Consider the following 16,909-nt stretch of genomic DNA (forward strand, 5'->3'; position numbering starts at 1 on the left):
CGCTTCAGCCACGGGTCACCTGCACGCCGCCGACCTTCATCGCCAGCTCGGCGGTACGGTTGGCATAGCCCCACTCATTGTCGTACCAAGCGTAGAGCTTGAGCTGGGTGCCGTTGATGACCATGGTCGAGAGCGCGTCGATGATCGAACTGCGCGGGTCGCTGCGGTAGTCGATGGAGACCAGCGGTCGCTCCTCGTAGCCGAGTATGCCAGCCAGCGGCCCTTCTGCCGCGGCCTCGAGCGCGGCATTGACCTCTGCGACCGAGACCTCGCGCTCGAGCTCGAAGACCATGTCGGTGAGCGAGGCGTTGGCCAGCGGCACGCGTACCGCGTGGCCGTTGAGCTTGCCCTCGAGCTCGGGGAAGATCGCGGTGATCGCCTTGGCCGAACCGGTGGTGGTGGGAATCAGGCTCATGCCGCAGGCTCGCGCCCGACGAAGATCCTTGTGTGGGGCATCGAGAATGGTCTGGGTGTTGGTGATGTCGTGCACCGTGGTCATCGAGCCGTGGCGGATGCCGTAGGTCTCGTGGATTACCTTGACCACCGGCGCCAGGCAGTTGGTGGTGCAGCTGGCCGCGGTGACGATGCGGTGCTGGTCCGGGTCGTAGAGGTCGTCGTTGACGCCGACCACCAGGTTGAGCACGCCCGCATCCTTGACCGGGGCGCTGACCACCACCCGCTCGACGCCCTGCTCGAGATAGGCGTTGAGTTTTTCCTGGGTCTTCATCTTGCCGGAGCACTCGATGGCCACCTGGCAGGCTGACCAGTTGCTGTCACTCAGCTCGCGATGGGCGCTGAAGGCGATGCGTCGGCCGTCGATGACGATGGCATCCTGCTGCGCCACGATGCCCTGCCCCGGCGACCAGTGGCCGTGTACCGAGTCGAATTCGAGCAGATGGGCGAAGGTAGCGGCGTCACCGCCCGGGTCGTTGATGCCCGCGATCTCCACCGCGCCGGCCTCGACGCTGGCCCACAGGCTGCGCAGGGCCAGGCGGCCGATACGTCCGAAGCCATTGATACCGATACTGACTGACTTGCTCATAGGATGTACTCCGCCAACTGACATATATGAAATATCATATATACTAGCCCAGCATGAAGGTATCATGACAGTTGCGATTAACAGGGAGGCATAGCGCCTCCCCTGCCTGGCGGCGCGTTAGCCAAAGCGGCCGGTGATATAATCGTGTGTACGCTGGTCCTTGGGGTTGGTGAAAATCGTATCGGTATCGCCGACCTCGACCATGTCCCCCATATGGAAGAACGCCGTCTTGTGCGCTACTCGTGCCGCCTGCTGCATATTGTGTGTGACCATGGCGATGGTGTAACTGGCGCTCAGCTCATCGATCAATTGTTCGATCTTGGCCGTCGCTATAGGGTCCAGGGCCGAGCATGGCTCATCCATCAAGATCACTTCCGGACTGATGGCGATAGTTCGGGCAATACACAGGCGCTGCTGCTGGCCGCCCGACAAGCTGGTACCCGGCTGATCAAGCCGATCCTTGACCTCATCCCATAAGCCGGCACGCCGCAGACTATGCTCGACGATTTCGTCGAGTTCGGCACGTCTGCTGGCCAGTCCATGCAGGCGCGGCCCATAGGCGATGTTCTCGTAGATCGACTTGGGGAAGGGGTTGGGCTTTTGGAACACGATCCCGACCTGAGCCCGCAGCAGTACGACATCGAGCGATGGGGCGTAGATGTCGTTGCCATCGAGGATCACATCGCCCTCGATGCGACAGCCGGGGATGGTGTCGTTCATGCGATTGAGACAGCGCAGGAACGTCGATTTACCACAGCCAGAGGGACCGATAAAGGCGATCACTTCGTTCTCGGTGATATCGAGGTCGATACCATGCAGCGCCTGATTGTCACCGTAGAACACCTTGACACCTCGGGTGCTCATCTTGACCTGGCCCTGCTGGCGCGGCTCACCGGACGCTTCGCTCTTGTGCATTGCCGTGGGAACGGCCACCGTTGCAGTCGTCATTTACCACCTCGTCTCGAATTTTTTGCGCAGCCAGATGGCCAGCGCGTTGAGGCTCAGCATCAGCGCCAACAGCACGATAATGGCCGCTGAAGTCCGCGCTTCGAAGAAATTGCGCAGTTCATTGCCCTGCCACAGGTAGATCTGTACCGGCAGCGCCGATGCTTGATCGATGGGGCTGCTGGGAATGTTGGACACGAAGGCATTCATGCCGATCAGCAGCAGCGGCGCCGTCTCCCCCAGGGCCTGTGCCACACCGAGTATCGAGCCGGTCAGAATCCCGGGGAGTGCCAGCGGCAGTACGTGGTGGAACACCGTCTGCACCCGTGATGCACCTATGCCGAGCGCCGCCTGGCGAATCGAGTTGGGGATCGAGCGCAGCGAGGCGCGGGTGGCGATGATGATGGTCGGTAGGGTCATCAGCGTCAGGACCAGGCCGCCCACCAGTGGCGCTGAGAGTGGCAGGCGCAGGTAGCCGATAAATATCGCCGCCCCAAGTAGACCAAAGACGATTGAGGGCACCGCCGCCAGGTTGTTGATATTGATCTCAATCAGGTCGGTCAGGCGGTTCTTGGGGGCGAACTCCTCGAGGTAGATGGCGCTTGCAACCCCTATCGGAACCGACAGCACCATCACGATCAGCATCATGAACAGTGAGCCCATGAAGGCGCCGGCCAGACCCGCCGATGCCGGTGAGCTGCGCGAATCGGTATTCAGGAACAGCGCCGTGCTGAACGCATTTGTGATCACACCTTCGGCATAAAGCCGGTCCGCCCACTCGCGGGTCTGGGCACTCAATTGCTGCTGGCTATCCGGCAGATCACGATCGATATTACCCTTGAGCCAGACATCGACATTAGCACTGGCCAATAGCTTGATGGTATGCGTCTCGCCAAGCATTGACTGGTCCTCGATGAATCGATCACGCAGAATGCGTCGCTCGGCTGAGGTGACCAACGCCCGGAGATCACGCGCCTGTCGAGGTTCGATCTCTTCACCCAGCGCTTCTTCCAGGGCATTATCGATCAATTGCTGCCAATTGACCCGCCCCACTTCGCTCAACCAGATGAGATCACGCTCTCGGAAATCGGCCTCACTCTCGCCGGCTTCGCGGCTAGGCCGTTCTGACACATCGACTATTTCAGGGTCGAAATGGATATCGAGATGAAAACTCGCTTGCCAGAATGCCGGCAATCCGCGCATCAATATGCTGGCGAACAGAATCAACACCAACACCATGCCGGTTACCACAGCAGCCAGGCCCAAGCGACGAAACCGCTTTTCCCGACGATGTCGTGATGCCAGCGACCGTTCGATAGTGGCAAGACGCTCTCTGCGCGACGCTTGAGTAATGGTATTCAAGATGCCCCCTGCCGATTATTCATATTGCTGACGGTAGCGACGCACGATCAGCAGCGCGATGACGTTCAGGCCCAGCGTGATCACGAATAGCGTCAAGCCGAGCGCAAAGGCGACCAACGACTGCGGGCTGGCGAAGTCCATGTCGCCGGTCAGTTGATTGACGATGGTCACGGTAATGGTCGAGACCGCCTCGAACGGATTGGCGTGCAGTACCGGGTTATTCCCTGCTGCCAGCACCACAATCATGGTCTCGCCGATGGCCCGGCTTGCAGCCAGCAGGAACGCGCCGACGATCCCCGGCAGTGCCGCCGGCAGGACCACCTGGCGAATGGTTTCGGACTTGGTGGCACCCAGCCCCAGCGCACCGTCGCGCAGCGCCTTGGGCACCTGGGTGATGATGTCGTCCGAGAGAGACGAGACGAATGGGATGATCATGATGCCCATCACCAAGCCGGCAGTGAGCGCGCTGGTGGTACGAATACTGATTCCCACTACCTCGCCGAGCCCCGACAAGAAGGGACCAATCACTATTAACGCGAAGAAGCCATAGACGATGGTTGGAATGCCGGCCAGCACTTCGATGACCGGTTTTGCTACATTGCGCAGCGATGGCGGTGCATATTCAGCCATGTAGATGGCCGTCATCAGTCCCAACGGAATAGCCACCAGCAGCGCGATGCTGCTCACCATCAGGGTGCCCCACAATAACGGCAACAGGCCGAATTCGCCCTGTCCGGTATCGCCCGAGGTGCTGAAGCGAGGATTCCAGGTGGTGCCGAAGAAAAAGTCGGCGGGACTGATGAAACGGAAAAAATTCACCGCCTCACCAATCATCGAAAGCACAATACCGATCGTCGTCAAGATCGCCACGCCGGAGCTCAACGCCAGGGCGACCATGATCACACGCTCAATATGGTTTCTGGCTCGCATATGCGGCGTGATCTGACGCCTCGACACCACTAGCCCAAGCACTGCCGCTACCGCCATGCTGGCTAGCACGGTCAGGCGCCCGATGGTCTCAAGCCGCGCCTGCTGAGCGGCAGCAGCCAACTCGAACTGCTGCGGGTCGTTAATATTATTGCCGGCGGCCAAGGCCCCAATACGGCGCATCTGCAACACCATTTCCCGGTCACTGAACGCCGCGGTCTCGGCGGGCAGTTGCTGAACGACCAGGAACTGCACGATATCGCTGCCGAATACCCCCCACAGCAGCAATAGCAACAGCGCCGGCAGCCCACACCACAGGGCCACCAGTAGTCCATAGTATCCGGGACGCGAGTGCAGCCGCTGACCGTCGCCGACCACGGCCTTGCTACGCGTCAAGCCGAGCTGATAGGCCAGGGCCATGACCACCAGCACGCCTGCCATCAGGGCAAGATTGTTCATCGTGTCTCCACGCTATTTCGGGCAAAGCCGACGGCGAGAGTGGCCATTGCCACCCCCGCCGTGAGTTCGATCCTGCCTATCACTCGCCAGTGGCGACGGTACGCGCCTGGAACGCCTCCAGCGCTTGGGCACGCTCCTCTTCGTCCATCGGGATCAGGCCAGCATCCTCCAACGGACTGCCGTACCCTGAGGTCATTTCATCCAGGAAGAACTCGGTGTACTCGGCCAGGCCCGGAATCTGGTCGAGGTGCTCGCCCTTGACATAGAAGAACAACGGGCGTGAGACCGGATACTCGCCAGAGCCAATGGTTTCAAGGCTCGGTGTGATGCCATCGACGGTGGCGACCTGCAGGCGATCACGGTTCTGGTCGTAGAAGCTCAAACCGAACACGCCGACCGCATCTTCCTGGGCATCAAGACGTGCCAGCGTCTCGGTGTAGTCACCGGCGATCTCGATGATGCGGCCATCACCGCGCAGGGCGTCGCAGGCTTCGCCTTCCATGTCGTAGGCGTCACAGCCTTGATGCAGGACCTTCTCCTCAAAGACCTCACGGGTACCGTGGTTGGAGGCAGGGATCACCAGCACGATTTCCTGGTCGGGCAACGAGTCATCGATCTCAGACCAACGAGAATAGGGGTTTTCAACCGTTTCGCCGTCGATATTGAGCTCTGCCGCCGAGGCAGCAAAGACGTGTGCCGGTGTCAGTTCGAAAGACTCCCGGTCGGCGCGCGACGCGAATACGATACCGTCATAGCCGAACATCACCTCGAGAATCTCTTCCACGCCATTGGCGTTGCAGCTCTCGATCTCGGCGCTACGGATGGCCCGCGAAGAGTTGGCAATGTCGATGGTGTTTTCACCGATACCCTGGCAGAACTGGCGTAGCCCCCCGCCGGAGCCGCCTGAACCTACCACCGGCGTATCGTACTGTGGGAAGGTGGCGCCAAACTCCTCAGCTACGATGCTGGCGAACGGCAGCACCGTGGATGAGCCGGCAATCTGGATGGTGTCACGCGCCATGGCGGCGGTGGAGATACCGCTGGCCAGGCCTGCCGCAATGGCAATTCCCAAGGTACGCTTGTTGACGTTCATCTTCACGATCCTCTCTGCGTTGGTTACTGGACGGCGCGACGCGCTGACTCCAGTTCAGGTCGGCTCGGTGCCGATCGCAGGAGTGATCATGCAGGGGTTTCGTTGCAGGAATATGACAGCGACTACAGCAGCAAACCCAGCGCCGCCAGAGTGGAAAGCGCCATCGACGACCAGGTCAGGGCGCGACGGTCGAAGCGGTGTGCGCAGGTATTGGCCAGGGCATTGCCGACCAGCAACCAGGGGAACAGAGTAACGGCGAGGGTCAGGTGCCAGAGGCGGACCTGCCCCGCCAGGACCAGCGCCAGCAGCGTCATCAACGAGCTGCAGATGAAGTAAGCGGCGAGATTGCCGCGAGCACTATCCGGCGGCAGGCGGTGCATCAGCATGGCAATGGGCGGCCCGCCAATCGCCGAGACGGTGCCGAAGATGCCCGACAGCACCCCGGCCACGAACAGGCTAACGCGATTGACCGGCACGCTGATCCTCAACAGGCTGACCGCCACCGCGCTGAGCACGATCAGGGCAATGGCGTTCTCGAGCAGGGCTAGCGGTGCCGCCAGCAGCAGCCAGATCCCCAGCACGGTGCCCGGCACCCGCCCCACCAGCGCCGTGCCGATAAAGGTCACGCGCACCTCGTGGCGGTACTTGCCGACCATCATCAGCGATACCGTGAAACCGAACAGGACCAGGATCACCGGCACCAACCGCGGCTCGAGCAGCAGCAGGATCGGCGCACCAACCACCGCCAGGCCAAAGCCGGTGACACGCTGCACGAAAGCCCCCACCAACAGCGTCAGGCCGCAGCCAACCCACACCAGCGGAGCCACGTCGAGCGTGACGAACAGTGCCTCAGGCATGCGCGTGGCGCCCTACCAGCCAACGCAGCGCGACGTTGCCGAAGATCGACACGCCAAGCATGGTCAGCACCATTGGCCACAGGTTCTCGATTTCGAAGGCGCTGACCATCACACCGGCGAGACCCGCGGCGCCGAACTTGATGCCACCCATCACCGCAGTGGCGGTAGCGCTGATATGACCGAAGTGATCGAGCAGCAACGACATGGCGTTGGGCGTGATCAACCCGACCATGCCGGCATAGATCATGATCAGCGGCACCAAGGTATACAGCGAGTCGAGTCCGAGCACGGTGACCGCGACCAGCGCCGTGGCCGCACCCAGTTGAATGCCCAGCCCCAGGTACATGTTCTGCTGCGGGGTGCGCTTGCCGCGCAGTAGGCGAATATTGACCCAGTTGGAGAGTGCGATCACCACCACATTGATGCCAAACACCAGTGGATATAAGGCCGGTGATAGTCCGAAATAGTCGAGATACAGGAACGGCGAGAAGGTCACGAAGGCGAATAGCCCGGCGAAGGAGGCCGCCACTGCGCAAATGTAGCCCATGCCCTGGCGATGGCGCAGCACGCTGGCATAGTTGGCCAGCACCTGGCGCGGGCTGGCCGCCGGCAGGCTGGGATCGCGGGTTTCCGGCAACTGGGTGCTTAGTAGCCAGATCAGAAACGCCGCATAGAGCGCCAGGAATACGAAAATCAGCCACCAGTCGGCGAGGTACAGCAGCCCGCTGCCCACCACCGGGGCCACCAGCGGCGCCAGCATCATGATCATCGCCATGGTCGACATCACACTGGCCGCCTGGCGGCCGCTAAAGCAGTCGCGCACGATGGCCGCCGAGTTGACCACGCAGGCGCCACCGCCCAATGCCTGGATGAAGCGCCAAACCAGCAGTTCAGGCAGCGACCCCACCGTAGTGATCATCAGGCTGGCCAGCATGAATACCACCAGGCCGCCAATCAGCACCGGCTTGCGCCCCAGCCGGTCCGACAGCGGCCCGAAGACCAGTTGGCCGAGGGCGAAGCCGAACAGAAACACGCTGATCGACAACTCAGTATGGTGAATGCTGGCCTCTACCGACGCCGCCAGCCGCGACATTGCCGGCAGATAGGCATCAATCGCAAACGGTGCCAGCGCGGTATTTGCCGCCACCAGTAGCGCAACCCGACGAGCATTGAGCGTCACGACGCCTCCTGACGTTGGCAGGCTGCACGGCCCACCAAGGGTAAAAAAGATAGGAGGCTAAGCTTACCACTTCATTCGGCTAGGCGCAGTCCTCGCCGAGTTGGTAGAGTAATGGTGGTTGCTGCCCACCACAGGACTCAGTCAGGACACGCCCATGGATCAGGATAAACTGTCACAGCTCAAGACCATGACCACGGTGGTCGCCGACACCGGCGATATCGAGGCCATTCGCCGCTTCAGCCCTACCGATGCCACCACCAATCCCTCGCTTATTCTGCAGGCGGCACAGCAGGAGGCGCGTCGTGCCCGGCTGGCCGAACTAGCCCGTCAGAGCGTCGATATCGACGACGCCCTGGACGCCGTGGCGGTGGAGATCGGTAGTGAAATCAGCGAGCTGGTACCGGGCTATGTCTCCACCGAAGTAAGCGCCCGACTATCCTTCGACACCGATGCCACCCTGGCTCGGGCGCATTCACTGATCGAGCGCTACGAACGGCGCGGCGTAGGCCGCGAGCGCATCCTGATCAAGGTCGCCTCGACCTGGGAGGGCATCCGCGCCGCCCAGCAGCTGGAGCGCGAGGGTATCCGTACCAACCTCACCCTGCTGTTCAGCTTCACCCAGGCCCAGGCCTGTGCCGATGCCGGCGTCACCCTGATCTCGCCCTTCGTGGGCCGCATTCTCGACTGGCACAAGGCCGCCACCCCAGAGGCCGACTTCAGCGGCGACAACGATCCCGGCGTGCGCTCGGTCAAGGCGATCTACGAGCACTACAAGGGCCACGGCTACAGAACCATCGTGATGGGAGCGAGCTTCCGCAACTGCGGCGAAATCGAGGCGCTGGCGGGCTGTGATCGGCTGACCATCTCGCCCAAGCTGCTCGAGGAGCTAGCCGTCGATCACGGGTCGCTGAGCCGACGCTTAACGCCGCTGGATGCTGAAACCTCGGCGCCCGAGCCACAGGACGAAGCAGAATTCCGCTGGGCCATGAACGAGGACGCCATGGCCACCGAGAAGCTGGCCGAGGGGATCCGCAAGTTCATGGCCGACCAGCGCAAGCTGGAAAGGCTGCTGGGCGAGCTACGTTGCTGAGAGGGGTTACTGTACTGACAGGAAGAAGGCTGCGCGAGCCGCTCACTTGAGCGGCTCGGCCGCACGCTGGCGCTCGCGCTGCTGGGCTTCGAGCAGCTCCACCAGCGGTTGGAACTCGGAGCGATTGTGCTCGTTCATACGCATCAGCGTGCGGTGCGCGTCGAGGATACGCTGCTGCAGGCCGGCCTCGTCGGCCTCGATCTGCGGCAGCTCATCGAGGTCACGCGGCTCACTGAGCGGCGCCTCGACCAAAGTGAAATAGTGGGAGAAGCCCATCACGTCGAGCATGCGCTGCACATCGGGATGGTCGGCGACGATCGTCGGTGGCTGCTCGACCTTTCCTTGTACCGCCATCGCCACCTTGGCAAGAAAACCCAGCGCCGTCGAGTCGACGTTGCTGGTATCTCGCAGGTCGATCATGACTGCCTTGAGTCCAGGAGTATCAGCCAGTCGCTGGACCTGATCGTCCAGGGTAGCGCACAGCGTCAGGCGTACGTCGCCACATAGCTTGAGCACGAAGACGCCAGAATCAAACGCCGCCTTCAATCGCCCTTCATGCATCATCATCGTCAAATCCGCTCAACGTCATGATCGTCAGGTCATCCGGAAGCTCATCATAGCCTGGGGCACGCTCGACAACGGCATCGTCGTCGTTTTCCGGCACATCACCCAGTGATAGCTTCCCCCTCAGTGCAGCCACATCCTTGCTGGACTGCACCAGACGCTCGAGTTCCTTGAGCCGACTATCGAGCCCGTCACCGGGCAGGCACTCCAATACCCCGTCCGAACACAACCAGAGTCGGAAGTTCTGCGCGAGCTCACAGCCTAGCGTGGGATATTCCACGCCAGGAAACAAGCCCACCGGCATCCCTTCGCCGTCGAGCAGACGCAACCGCTCACCACTAACCAGCATCGGCATCGGTAGTTGAGCGCCGAGCGAATAGTGCAGGTAGCGACGCTGACGGTCAATCACCCCGACGAACAGGGTCGCGTGCTTGCCGATACCAGCATCCAGCAGTTCGCGGTTGAGCTTACTCAACCAGCGCGCAGGGAGATGCTCTGGGTCATGACCATCCCACTGCGCCAGCCAGTGATTGCACAGATACTTCAGCAGTACCGTGACGAACGCCGAAGAAGCGCCGTGCCCTGACACATCGGCGAAGTAGAACACGCTGTAGCGCTCGTCAAAGCGCTGAAAATCGAGAAAGTCACCGGACAGGTAGAGTGATGGCGCCAGCCAGTAGTCGCAGCTCACGCCGTTGAGGGTCAGCGGGCGATGCGGCAGCAGCTTGCGCTGAATATGCCCCCCCGCCTGCTGGTCGAGACGCAGCATCGCCAGATGGGTCTCGAGATGCTCGTTGAGATCGGCGAGTCGCAGGCGGTCGCGCTCATGCTCCCGCGCCAGGCGATGATTGTCGATCACCTTGTCGATCATCCGTCGCAGCACGTCGCCATGGCGCAGCGGCTCGACGATGTAGTCGACCAGACCGACATCCACTGCCTTGATCAGCTCGGCGTCCAGCCGCGTATCGCTGACTACCAGGGTCGGCAGGCGCTCCGACAGCGCCGCCCATCGGGTCGGTGGCACGGCGCGCACATGCGCCACCGCCAGCAGAGTGTGGTCGGGTAGCTCTTCCGGATCGGCCACCGCGACGACGGCGAAGTGGCCCTTGGCAATCATATCGGCCAGCGCATCACGCTCCTCCCCCGGCTGGTCGATGACCCCGATCAAGCGCTTGTCACTGGCCATATACCACCTTCAATCGGCGAAATCGTCATCGGCGAAGTCATCATCATCGAAGTCGAAATCAAAGTCGTCGCTGGCAAATGGGTCGTCACCCAGTTCGCCGTCGCTGACTTCATAGCGGCGCTGCTGCAGGTAAGAATCGCGAATGAAGCTGTAGCGATCGCCACGAATCAGCTCCTCGAGGTCTAGCAGGCTGGCCCGGGTGTCGACCACCTGCACCGCGCGCAGGGCGTTGCGCAGCGCCACGTCATCGACATGGGTAATCGGATAAGTGTACCAGTCCAGCGGCAGGCCGGCGGTGTCGCGCAGCGTGCTCGGCCCGAGGAACGGCAGCACCAGATAAGCCCCCTCGCCCACGCCCCAGGCCCCCAGGGTCTGGCCGAAGTCCTCGTCGCGTCCGGTGATCTCCATATGCGTGGCGAAATCCCACAGCCCGCCAATACCCACCGTGGTGTTGATCAGGAATCGTGTTGCAGCGATACCGGCATTGCCCGGCTTGCCCTGCAGCAGACTATTGAGCGCGGTGCGTGGCTCGCCAAGGTTGGAGAAAAAGTTGCCTACTCCGGTCTGCACCGGCTGCGGCGTGATGGTGTCGTAACCGCGTGCCACGGGACGCAGGACGGCGCGATCGAGCGCATCGTTGAACACGAATACACGGCGGTTGAAACCTTCCCATGGATCGTCCGGATTACGCTCTTGCATGGTTTGGGTGCCAGCGCATCCAGCCAGCACCAGCGCCATCATCAGCGCCGCCGCCAGACGTAGTCCGGCCGCCCACCCATTTCCCCACCCACGTCCCTTGCCTTGCATCATGTCACCCTGTAGTTACCGCTATATTGTAGATGGTTGATTAAGCCCTGCGTACCACTACGCTGCCGGCACTGTAGCCGGCCCCAAACGAACACACCACCCCCAGCTCGCCGGTCTGCAGATCGTCGCGATGCAGATGGAAGGCGATGATCGAGCCGGCCGAGCTGGTATTGGCGTAGCGGTCGAGGATCACCGGCGCCTCGGTTTCGCTGGGTTCGCGTCCCAGAACGCGCCGCGCAATCAGATCGTTCATATGGCGGTTAGCCTGGTGCAGCCACAGCCGGGCCGGAGGCGTATCGGCCACTCCCAGGCTCTCCAGGTGCTCGCCGATCAGCGCCGCCACCATCGGGCAGACCTCCTTGAAAACCCGCCGACCTTCCTGGATGAACAGCTTGTCCAGTGCCTGCGGGTCGCTATCGGTGACCCGATTGAGGAAGCCCGCGTTGTTGCGAATGGCATTGGAGAAGCGCGTGGTCAGGCGTGTGCCAAGGATTTCGAAGCGCCGCTCGCTGCGCGCCACCTCGGCGGCCTCGACCACCACCGCCGTACAGGCATCGCCGAAGATGAAGTGGCTATCACGATCGCGGAAATTGAGGTGCGCCGAGCAGATCTCGGGATTGACCACCAGCGCCCGCCGGATGCTCCCGGCGCGGATGGCGTTATTGGCCATGTCGATGGCGAAGGTTGCCGAGCTGCACGCCACGTTCATGTCGAAGGCGTAGCCACCGGTGCCAAGCGCCGCCTGCAGCTCCACCGCCACCGCTGGATAGGGTCGTTCGAGGTTCGAGCAGGCGACGATCAACAGGTCGATCTCGGCGGCCTCGACGCCGGCGTTGTCAAGCGCCTGCTGCGCAGCGCTCAGGCCCATCTCGCACTGGATGGAGGGCTCGTCGTTGCCGCGCTGCGGCAGCTTGGGGCGCATCCGTTCGGGATCGAGGATACCCTCGGCGTCGAGCACGTAACGGCTGTGAATCCCCGAGGCCTTGACAATGAACTCGCTGCTCGAGTAGGCCAGCGGCTCACATTCGCCGGCGGCGATGGCCTCGGCGCGGCGCGCGTTCTCGGCGTCGACCCAGGCATTGAAGGAGGCCACCAGCGCATCGTTAGCGATCGACTGGCTGGGGGTGAAAAGGCCGCTGCCGGTGATTACGGCTGTGGTCATATGGCATGTCTCCTGACGACGGCATCGAGACTCCTAGCCGTCGTGTTATCAATCGTATTCAGCAGGGCTGTCGCAGTTGGCGGCATCGCTCGGAACTTATCCGTCGACAAACCTACGAGGAGGCGCTGTAAACCCTTCCCTGGGCGCTACCTACACCGTCCCTGGTGTAGAACCTCCTCTTCGACTTGTCCCCGGCGTCCCTCGCTCGGGGGCAACTGCTAGCATCCTGTCGTGTTCAGTGGTGCCGGCCGGTGATCTCGGCCCAGCGCCGTTCCAGGCGCTTGGCCGACACCGGCATCGCGGTGCCCAGCTGCTGAGCAAACAGCGATACCCGCAGCTCCTCGATCCACCAGCCGAAGTCATCGAGCTCAGGGTCGCTGGCGCCGGCCCGCCGAATCGCCTCGCGGCGCTCCTCCAGGCGGCGCTCGAACGCCTGTACTTCTTGCATCATCATCTGGTCGCGGTTGCGCTCCCGCGGCGCCTTCTCTAAGCGTATCTCGGCGGCCTGCATATAGCGCGGGTAGTGCTCCAACCAGTCACCGGCGTCAGTGACGAAGCCGGGATAGACCAGGCGCTGCATCTGCGCCTTCAGGTCGCTGTAAACCAGCGCCAGGGCGAAGCTGAGATTGCCCTTCAGCGCCTTGGTGACGGCTAGATGCCCTTTGAGCGCCTGCTCGAGGGTCGCCACCAGCGCCTCGCCGTGGGGCACCAGGTCGCTGCGGCTGGCCTCGAGACGCGCCTCAAAGGCACTGTGCGAGCGCGGCAGCGGGTCCACCGCCACCACCTGCCCGACACAGGCGAACACCACGTCGTCGACCAGTTGGCGCTTGCTGCCCACCTTGGCGAACAGCAGCGCGCAGCGCTCCAGGCCCTTGAGTCGGGCGATATGCCGCGCCTGGTCAGGCAGGCGCTGAATCGCCAGTTGGGTCACCCCGCGGCGATGTGCCGCGTGGGCCTTGTCGGGATGGTCGAAGAGCTCGACAGCAAGCGCGTCGCCGTTGACCACCAGCGCCGGGTACGCCTCGACGCGAATCCCCGCCTGGGTGGTGACCCGCGACTCGGGCAGCGGCTCTTCGGGCAGCGACTCGACCGTTTCACTGGCACCGCCAGCGTCGGCCAGGGCCCGGGCACCCTGGCTGGCGGCCTCGCTGAAACGCTCGATCAGCGCCCCGAGATCACGCCCCTCGCCGAGTACCTGGCCATCGTGGTCGACCACTCGCAGGTTCATCACCAGATGCGGCTCGAGCTGGTCGTAGCGCCAATCATCAGGCGCCAGGCGCAGCCCGGTCTTGACCCGCAGGAACTCACTCAACGCCGCGCTCAGCGCGACATCGTCGGGCACCAGCGAATCGAGAGCAGCATCCACCCAGTCGGGGATCGGCACCACCTGGCGGCGCACCGCCTTGGGTAGCGACTTCATCAGCGCGATGCACTTCTCGCGCAGCAGCCCCGGCACCAGCCACTCGAGACGCGCCGCCGGCAGCTGGGACAGCATCGCCGCCGGCACCGTCAGGGTCACGCCGTCGTCGGCGGCGCCGGGCTGGAAATGGTAGGCCAGCGGGTAGCGCACCCCGCCCAGCACCAGCTCATCGGGGTATTGCTCGGCGGTAACATCATCGGCGTCGCGGGCCATCAGCGCCTCGCGGTCGAACTTGAGGATCGCCGGGTCGTCGGCCTCGGCGCGCTTGCGCCACGCCTCGAAGCCCTTGCCGTTGACGATCTCGGCCGGCAGGCGCTGATCGTAGAAGTCGAACAGCGCCTCTTCGTCGACCAGGATATCGCGCTTGCGGGCGCGATCCTCGAGGTCCTCGACCTCGTCGATCAGCGCCCGGTTGTGTTCGAAGAACTCACCGCGAGTGCGAAACTCGCCCTCCACCAGCGCGCGGCGAATGAAGATCTCGCGGGCCTCGTCGGGGGCGATCGGCCCGTAATGCACCTTGCGCCGGTTGACGATCGGCAGGCCGAACAGCGTTACCTGCTCGAAGGCGACCACCTGGGCGCGCTTCATCTCCCAGTGCGGCTCGCTGTAGCTGCGCTTGACCAGATGCCCGGCCAGCGGCTCTATCCACTGCGGCTGGATACGCGCCACCTCGCGGGCGAACAACTGTGAGGTTTCGACCAGTTCACCGGCCATCAGCCACTTGGGCGACTTCTTGGCCAGTCCGGAACCTGGGTGGATGACGAACTTGCGATTGCGCGCCCCGAGGTATTCGCGGTTCTCGAGTAGTTGGCCGAGGTTGGAAAGCAGGCCGGTGAGCAGCGCCTGATGCAGCTTGGCGGCGCTCTCGCGGCGCACCTCGTCGCGCTGTTCGGGGTCGTCATCGGCGCTACGCGGCGCGGCCGGAGGCACCTGGATCTCCATGTCGCGCAGCAGCTGACGCAGCTGGCGGAAGGTGTCGTGCCACTCGCGCAGGCGCAGGTAGCTGAGATAATGATCGCGGCACCAGCGCCTGAGCTGATTGCCGGATAGCTCGTCACGGGCGGCTTCGAAGCCGTGCCAAAGGTTGAGCCAGGCGACGAAGTCCGACTCCGGGTCCTGCCAGCGGCGGTGGGCCTGGTCGGCAGCCTGGCGCTTGTCCGCCGGACGCTCGCGGGGGTCCTGGGCCGCCAGCGCCGAGACCACGATCAGCACCTCACGTAGCGCGCCCTGCTCGGCGCCGGCCAGTACCATGCGCGCCAGCCGCGGGTCGATAGGCAGGCGCGCCAGGCGCTTGCCGGTGGCGGTCAGGCGCTGGGCCTCGTCAACGGCCCCGAGCTCGAACAGCAGCCGGAAGCCGTCCTTGATGAAGCGTCCGTCCGGCGCATCGACGAACGGAAACTCTTCGATCTCACCGAGCCTGAGGGACAGCATCGAGAGGATCACCGAGGCCAGGTTGGTGCGCTGTATCTCAGGCTCGGTAAAGGCCGGCCGCGCCAGGAAGTCCTCCTCAGCGTAGAGACGGATGCAGACACCCTCGGCGATCCGCCCGCAGCGCCCCTTGCGCTGGTCGGCGCTGGCCTGGCTGACCGGTTCCACCGGTAGCCGCTGGACCTTGGAGCGATAGCTGTAGCGGCTGATGCGCACCAGCCCCGGGTCGATCACGTAGCGAATCCCGGGCACCGTCAGCGAGGTCTCGGCGACGTTGGTCGAGAGCACGATGCGGCGCCCGGCGTGGGGCTGAAAGACGCGATTCTGCTCGGCGTTGGAGAGCCGCGCATAGAGCGGCAGGATTTCGGTGCCCTTGAGGTCGGCGCAGCGCAGGGTATCGGCGGTCTCGCGGATCTCGCGCTCGCCGGGCAGGAAGATCAGCACGTCGCGGGGGCCGTGCCACCAGCGCTTGTCGCGCTCGATCTGCTCGATCTCCTCCACCGCCTGCAGGATGCCCTCCTGCAGGGTGCGATCCTCCTCGTCGTCGGCCTCGCGTACCAGTGGCCGGTAGTGTACCTCCACCGGGTAGGTGCGGCCGGAGACCTGCACCACCGGCGCCGGCCGGCCCGGCTCGCCGAAGTGCGCGGCGAAGCGCTCGACGTCGATGGTCGCCGAGGTGATGATGATCTTGAGGTCCGGTCGGCGCGCGGTGAGGCGCTTTAGATAGCCAAGCAGGAAGTCGATATTGAGGCTGCGCTCGTGGGCCTCGTCGATGATGATCGCGTCATAGCGACTCAGATCGGGATCGTGCTGGGTCTCGGCCAGCAGGATACCGTCGGTCATCAGCTTGATCAGGGTACGCTCGTTGCTCTGGTCGGTGAAACGCACCTGGTAGCCGACCTGCTCGCCGAGCGGCACCTCGAGCTCCTCGGCCAGGCGCGTGGCCACCGAGCGCGCCGCCAGCCGGCGCGGCTGGGTGTGGCCGATCAGGCCGCGCCGCCCCAGGCCCAGCTCTAGGCACAGCTTGGGCAGCTGCGTGGTCTTGCCCGAACCGGTCTCGCCGGCCACCACCACCACCTGATGCTCGCGCAGCGCGGCGAGAATATCGTCGCGGCGCTCGGCCACCGGCAGCTCCGGCGGGTAGCGCAGCGTGACCGGCTGGGCACGCCGCGCGGTGACCTTGCTCGCCGAGGCATCGATCAGCCGCTCGATCTCGCCGAGGCCGCGATCCACCGGTTTGCCATCCCGCGCACGCCGCTCGAGCCCGGCCAGGCGCCTGGTCAAGCGCAGCGCATCGACGCGCAGGCAATCGCCCAGCCGCGCGTCGAGGTCGCGCAGTCGGGCCAGCTCGGGGGATGCTTCGGAACGAGAGGTGGTGATGCTCAAG

13 protein-coding genes are annotated in these 16,909 nt (G+C 63.6%); 1 reads left to right on the top strand and 12 read right to left on the bottom strand.

The genetic code is table 11. The annotated features are described in order from the left end of the window. Positions 1–4: 4 nt before the first annotated feature. The 7 genes from QC821_RS06100 to QC821_RS06130 form a co-directional block, all read right to left on the bottom strand. Entirely contained in the window at positions 5–1,042 is a 1,038-nt protein-coding gene (locus tag QC821_RS06100; RefSeq protein ID WP_309718387.1) for an ArsJ-associated glyceraldehyde-3-phosphate dehydrogenase, read from the bottom strand. 117 nt (positions 1,043–1,159) lie between these two features. After that, positions 1,160–1,957 carry a phosphate ABC transporter ATP-binding protein PstB gene (gene pstB / locus QC821_RS06105; protein WP_309719093.1) on the bottom strand — a complete coding sequence of 266 codons (798 nt, stop codon included), beginning with the start codon at positions 1,955–1,957 and terminating at the stop codon, positions 1,160–1,162. A 33-nt stretch (positions 1,958–1,990) separates the two neighbouring features. After that, complete coding sequence (gene pstA / locus QC821_RS06110) at positions 1,991–3,349, bottom strand: phosphate ABC transporter permease PstA (protein WP_309718390.1); 1,359 nt, start codon at positions 3,347–3,349, stop codon at positions 1,991–1,993. A 15-nt stretch (positions 3,350–3,364) separates the two neighbouring features. Continuing rightward, positions 3,365–4,735, bottom strand: coding sequence for a phosphate ABC transporter permease subunit PstC (pstC, locus tag QC821_RS06115; protein WP_309718393.1), 1,371 nt, complete (start codon positions 4,733–4,735; stop codon positions 3,365–3,367). A 79-nt stretch (positions 4,736–4,814) separates the two neighbouring features. Continuing rightward, a complete protein-coding gene (locus QC821_RS06120) occupies positions 4,815–5,828 on the bottom strand; it encodes a substrate-binding domain-containing protein (protein WP_309718395.1) in 1,014 nt (337 codons plus the stop codon). Positions 5,829–5,950: 122 nt separating this feature from the next. Then, positions 5,951–6,685 (bottom strand): sulfite exporter TauE/SafE family protein, encoded by a 735-nt coding sequence (locus tag QC821_RS06125; RefSeq protein WP_309718399.1) that lies wholly within the window; start codon positions 6,683–6,685, stop codon positions 5,951–5,953. Beyond that, positions 6,678–7,865 (bottom strand): multidrug effflux MFS transporter, encoded by a 1,188-nt coding sequence (locus tag QC821_RS06130; RefSeq protein WP_309718402.1) that lies wholly within the window; start codon positions 7,863–7,865, stop codon positions 6,678–6,680. Before QC821_RS06130 ends, QC821_RS06125 begins: the two co-directional genes overlap by 8 nt. Positions 7,866–8,019: 154 nt before the next feature. Between QC821_RS06130 and tal the strand changes: the two genes are divergently transcribed. Then, the gene (gene tal, locus QC821_RS06135; RefSeq protein WP_309718404.1) at positions 8,020–8,955 is read left to right on the top strand and encodes a transaldolase; all 936 of its coding nucleotides are present in this window, start codon (positions 8,020–8,022) and stop codon (positions 8,953–8,955) included. Between the two features lie 42 nt (positions 8,956–8,997). Here tal and QC821_RS06140 read toward each other — a convergent pair whose 3' ends face one another. The 5 genes from QC821_RS06140 to hrpA form a co-directional block, all read right to left on the bottom strand. Beyond that, positions 8,998–9,522, bottom strand: coding sequence for an STAS domain-containing protein (locus QC821_RS06140; RefSeq protein WP_309718406.1), 525 nt, complete (start codon positions 9,520–9,522; stop codon positions 8,998–9,000). Next, on the bottom strand, positions 9,509–10,705 hold the full coding sequence (locus QC821_RS06145; RefSeq protein ID WP_309718409.1) for a PP2C family protein-serine/threonine phosphatase: 1,197 nt from the start codon (positions 10,703–10,705) through the stop codon (positions 9,509–9,511). The genes QC821_RS06140 and QC821_RS06145 overlap by 14 nt, the downstream gene beginning before the upstream one ends. Positions 10,706–10,714: 9 nt before the next feature. After that, the gene (locus QC821_RS06150) at positions 10,715–11,446 is read right to left on the bottom strand and encodes an MlaA family lipoprotein (RefSeq protein ID WP_309719096.1); all 732 of its coding nucleotides are present in this window, start codon (positions 11,444–11,446) and stop codon (positions 10,715–10,717) included. 106 nt (positions 11,447–11,552) lie between these two features. Then, positions 11,553–12,674 carry a beta-ketoacyl-ACP synthase III gene (locus QC821_RS06155; RefSeq protein ID WP_309718412.1) on the bottom strand — a complete coding sequence of 374 codons (1,122 nt, stop codon included), beginning with the start codon at positions 12,672–12,674 and terminating at the stop codon, positions 11,553–11,555. A gap of 235 nt (positions 12,675–12,909) precedes the next feature. Next, on the bottom strand, positions 12,910–16,869 hold the full coding sequence (hrpA, locus tag QC821_RS06160) for an ATP-dependent RNA helicase HrpA (protein ID WP_422720095.1): 3,960 nt from the start codon (positions 16,867–16,869) through the stop codon (positions 12,910–12,912). Between the last annotated feature and the right edge of the window lie 40 nt (positions 16,870–16,909).

This window comes from Franzmannia qiaohouensis (genome assembly GCF_031451695.1).
Taxonomy (GTDB): Bacteria; Pseudomonadota; Gammaproteobacteria; order Pseudomonadales; family Halomonadaceae; genus Franzmannia; species Franzmannia qiaohouensis.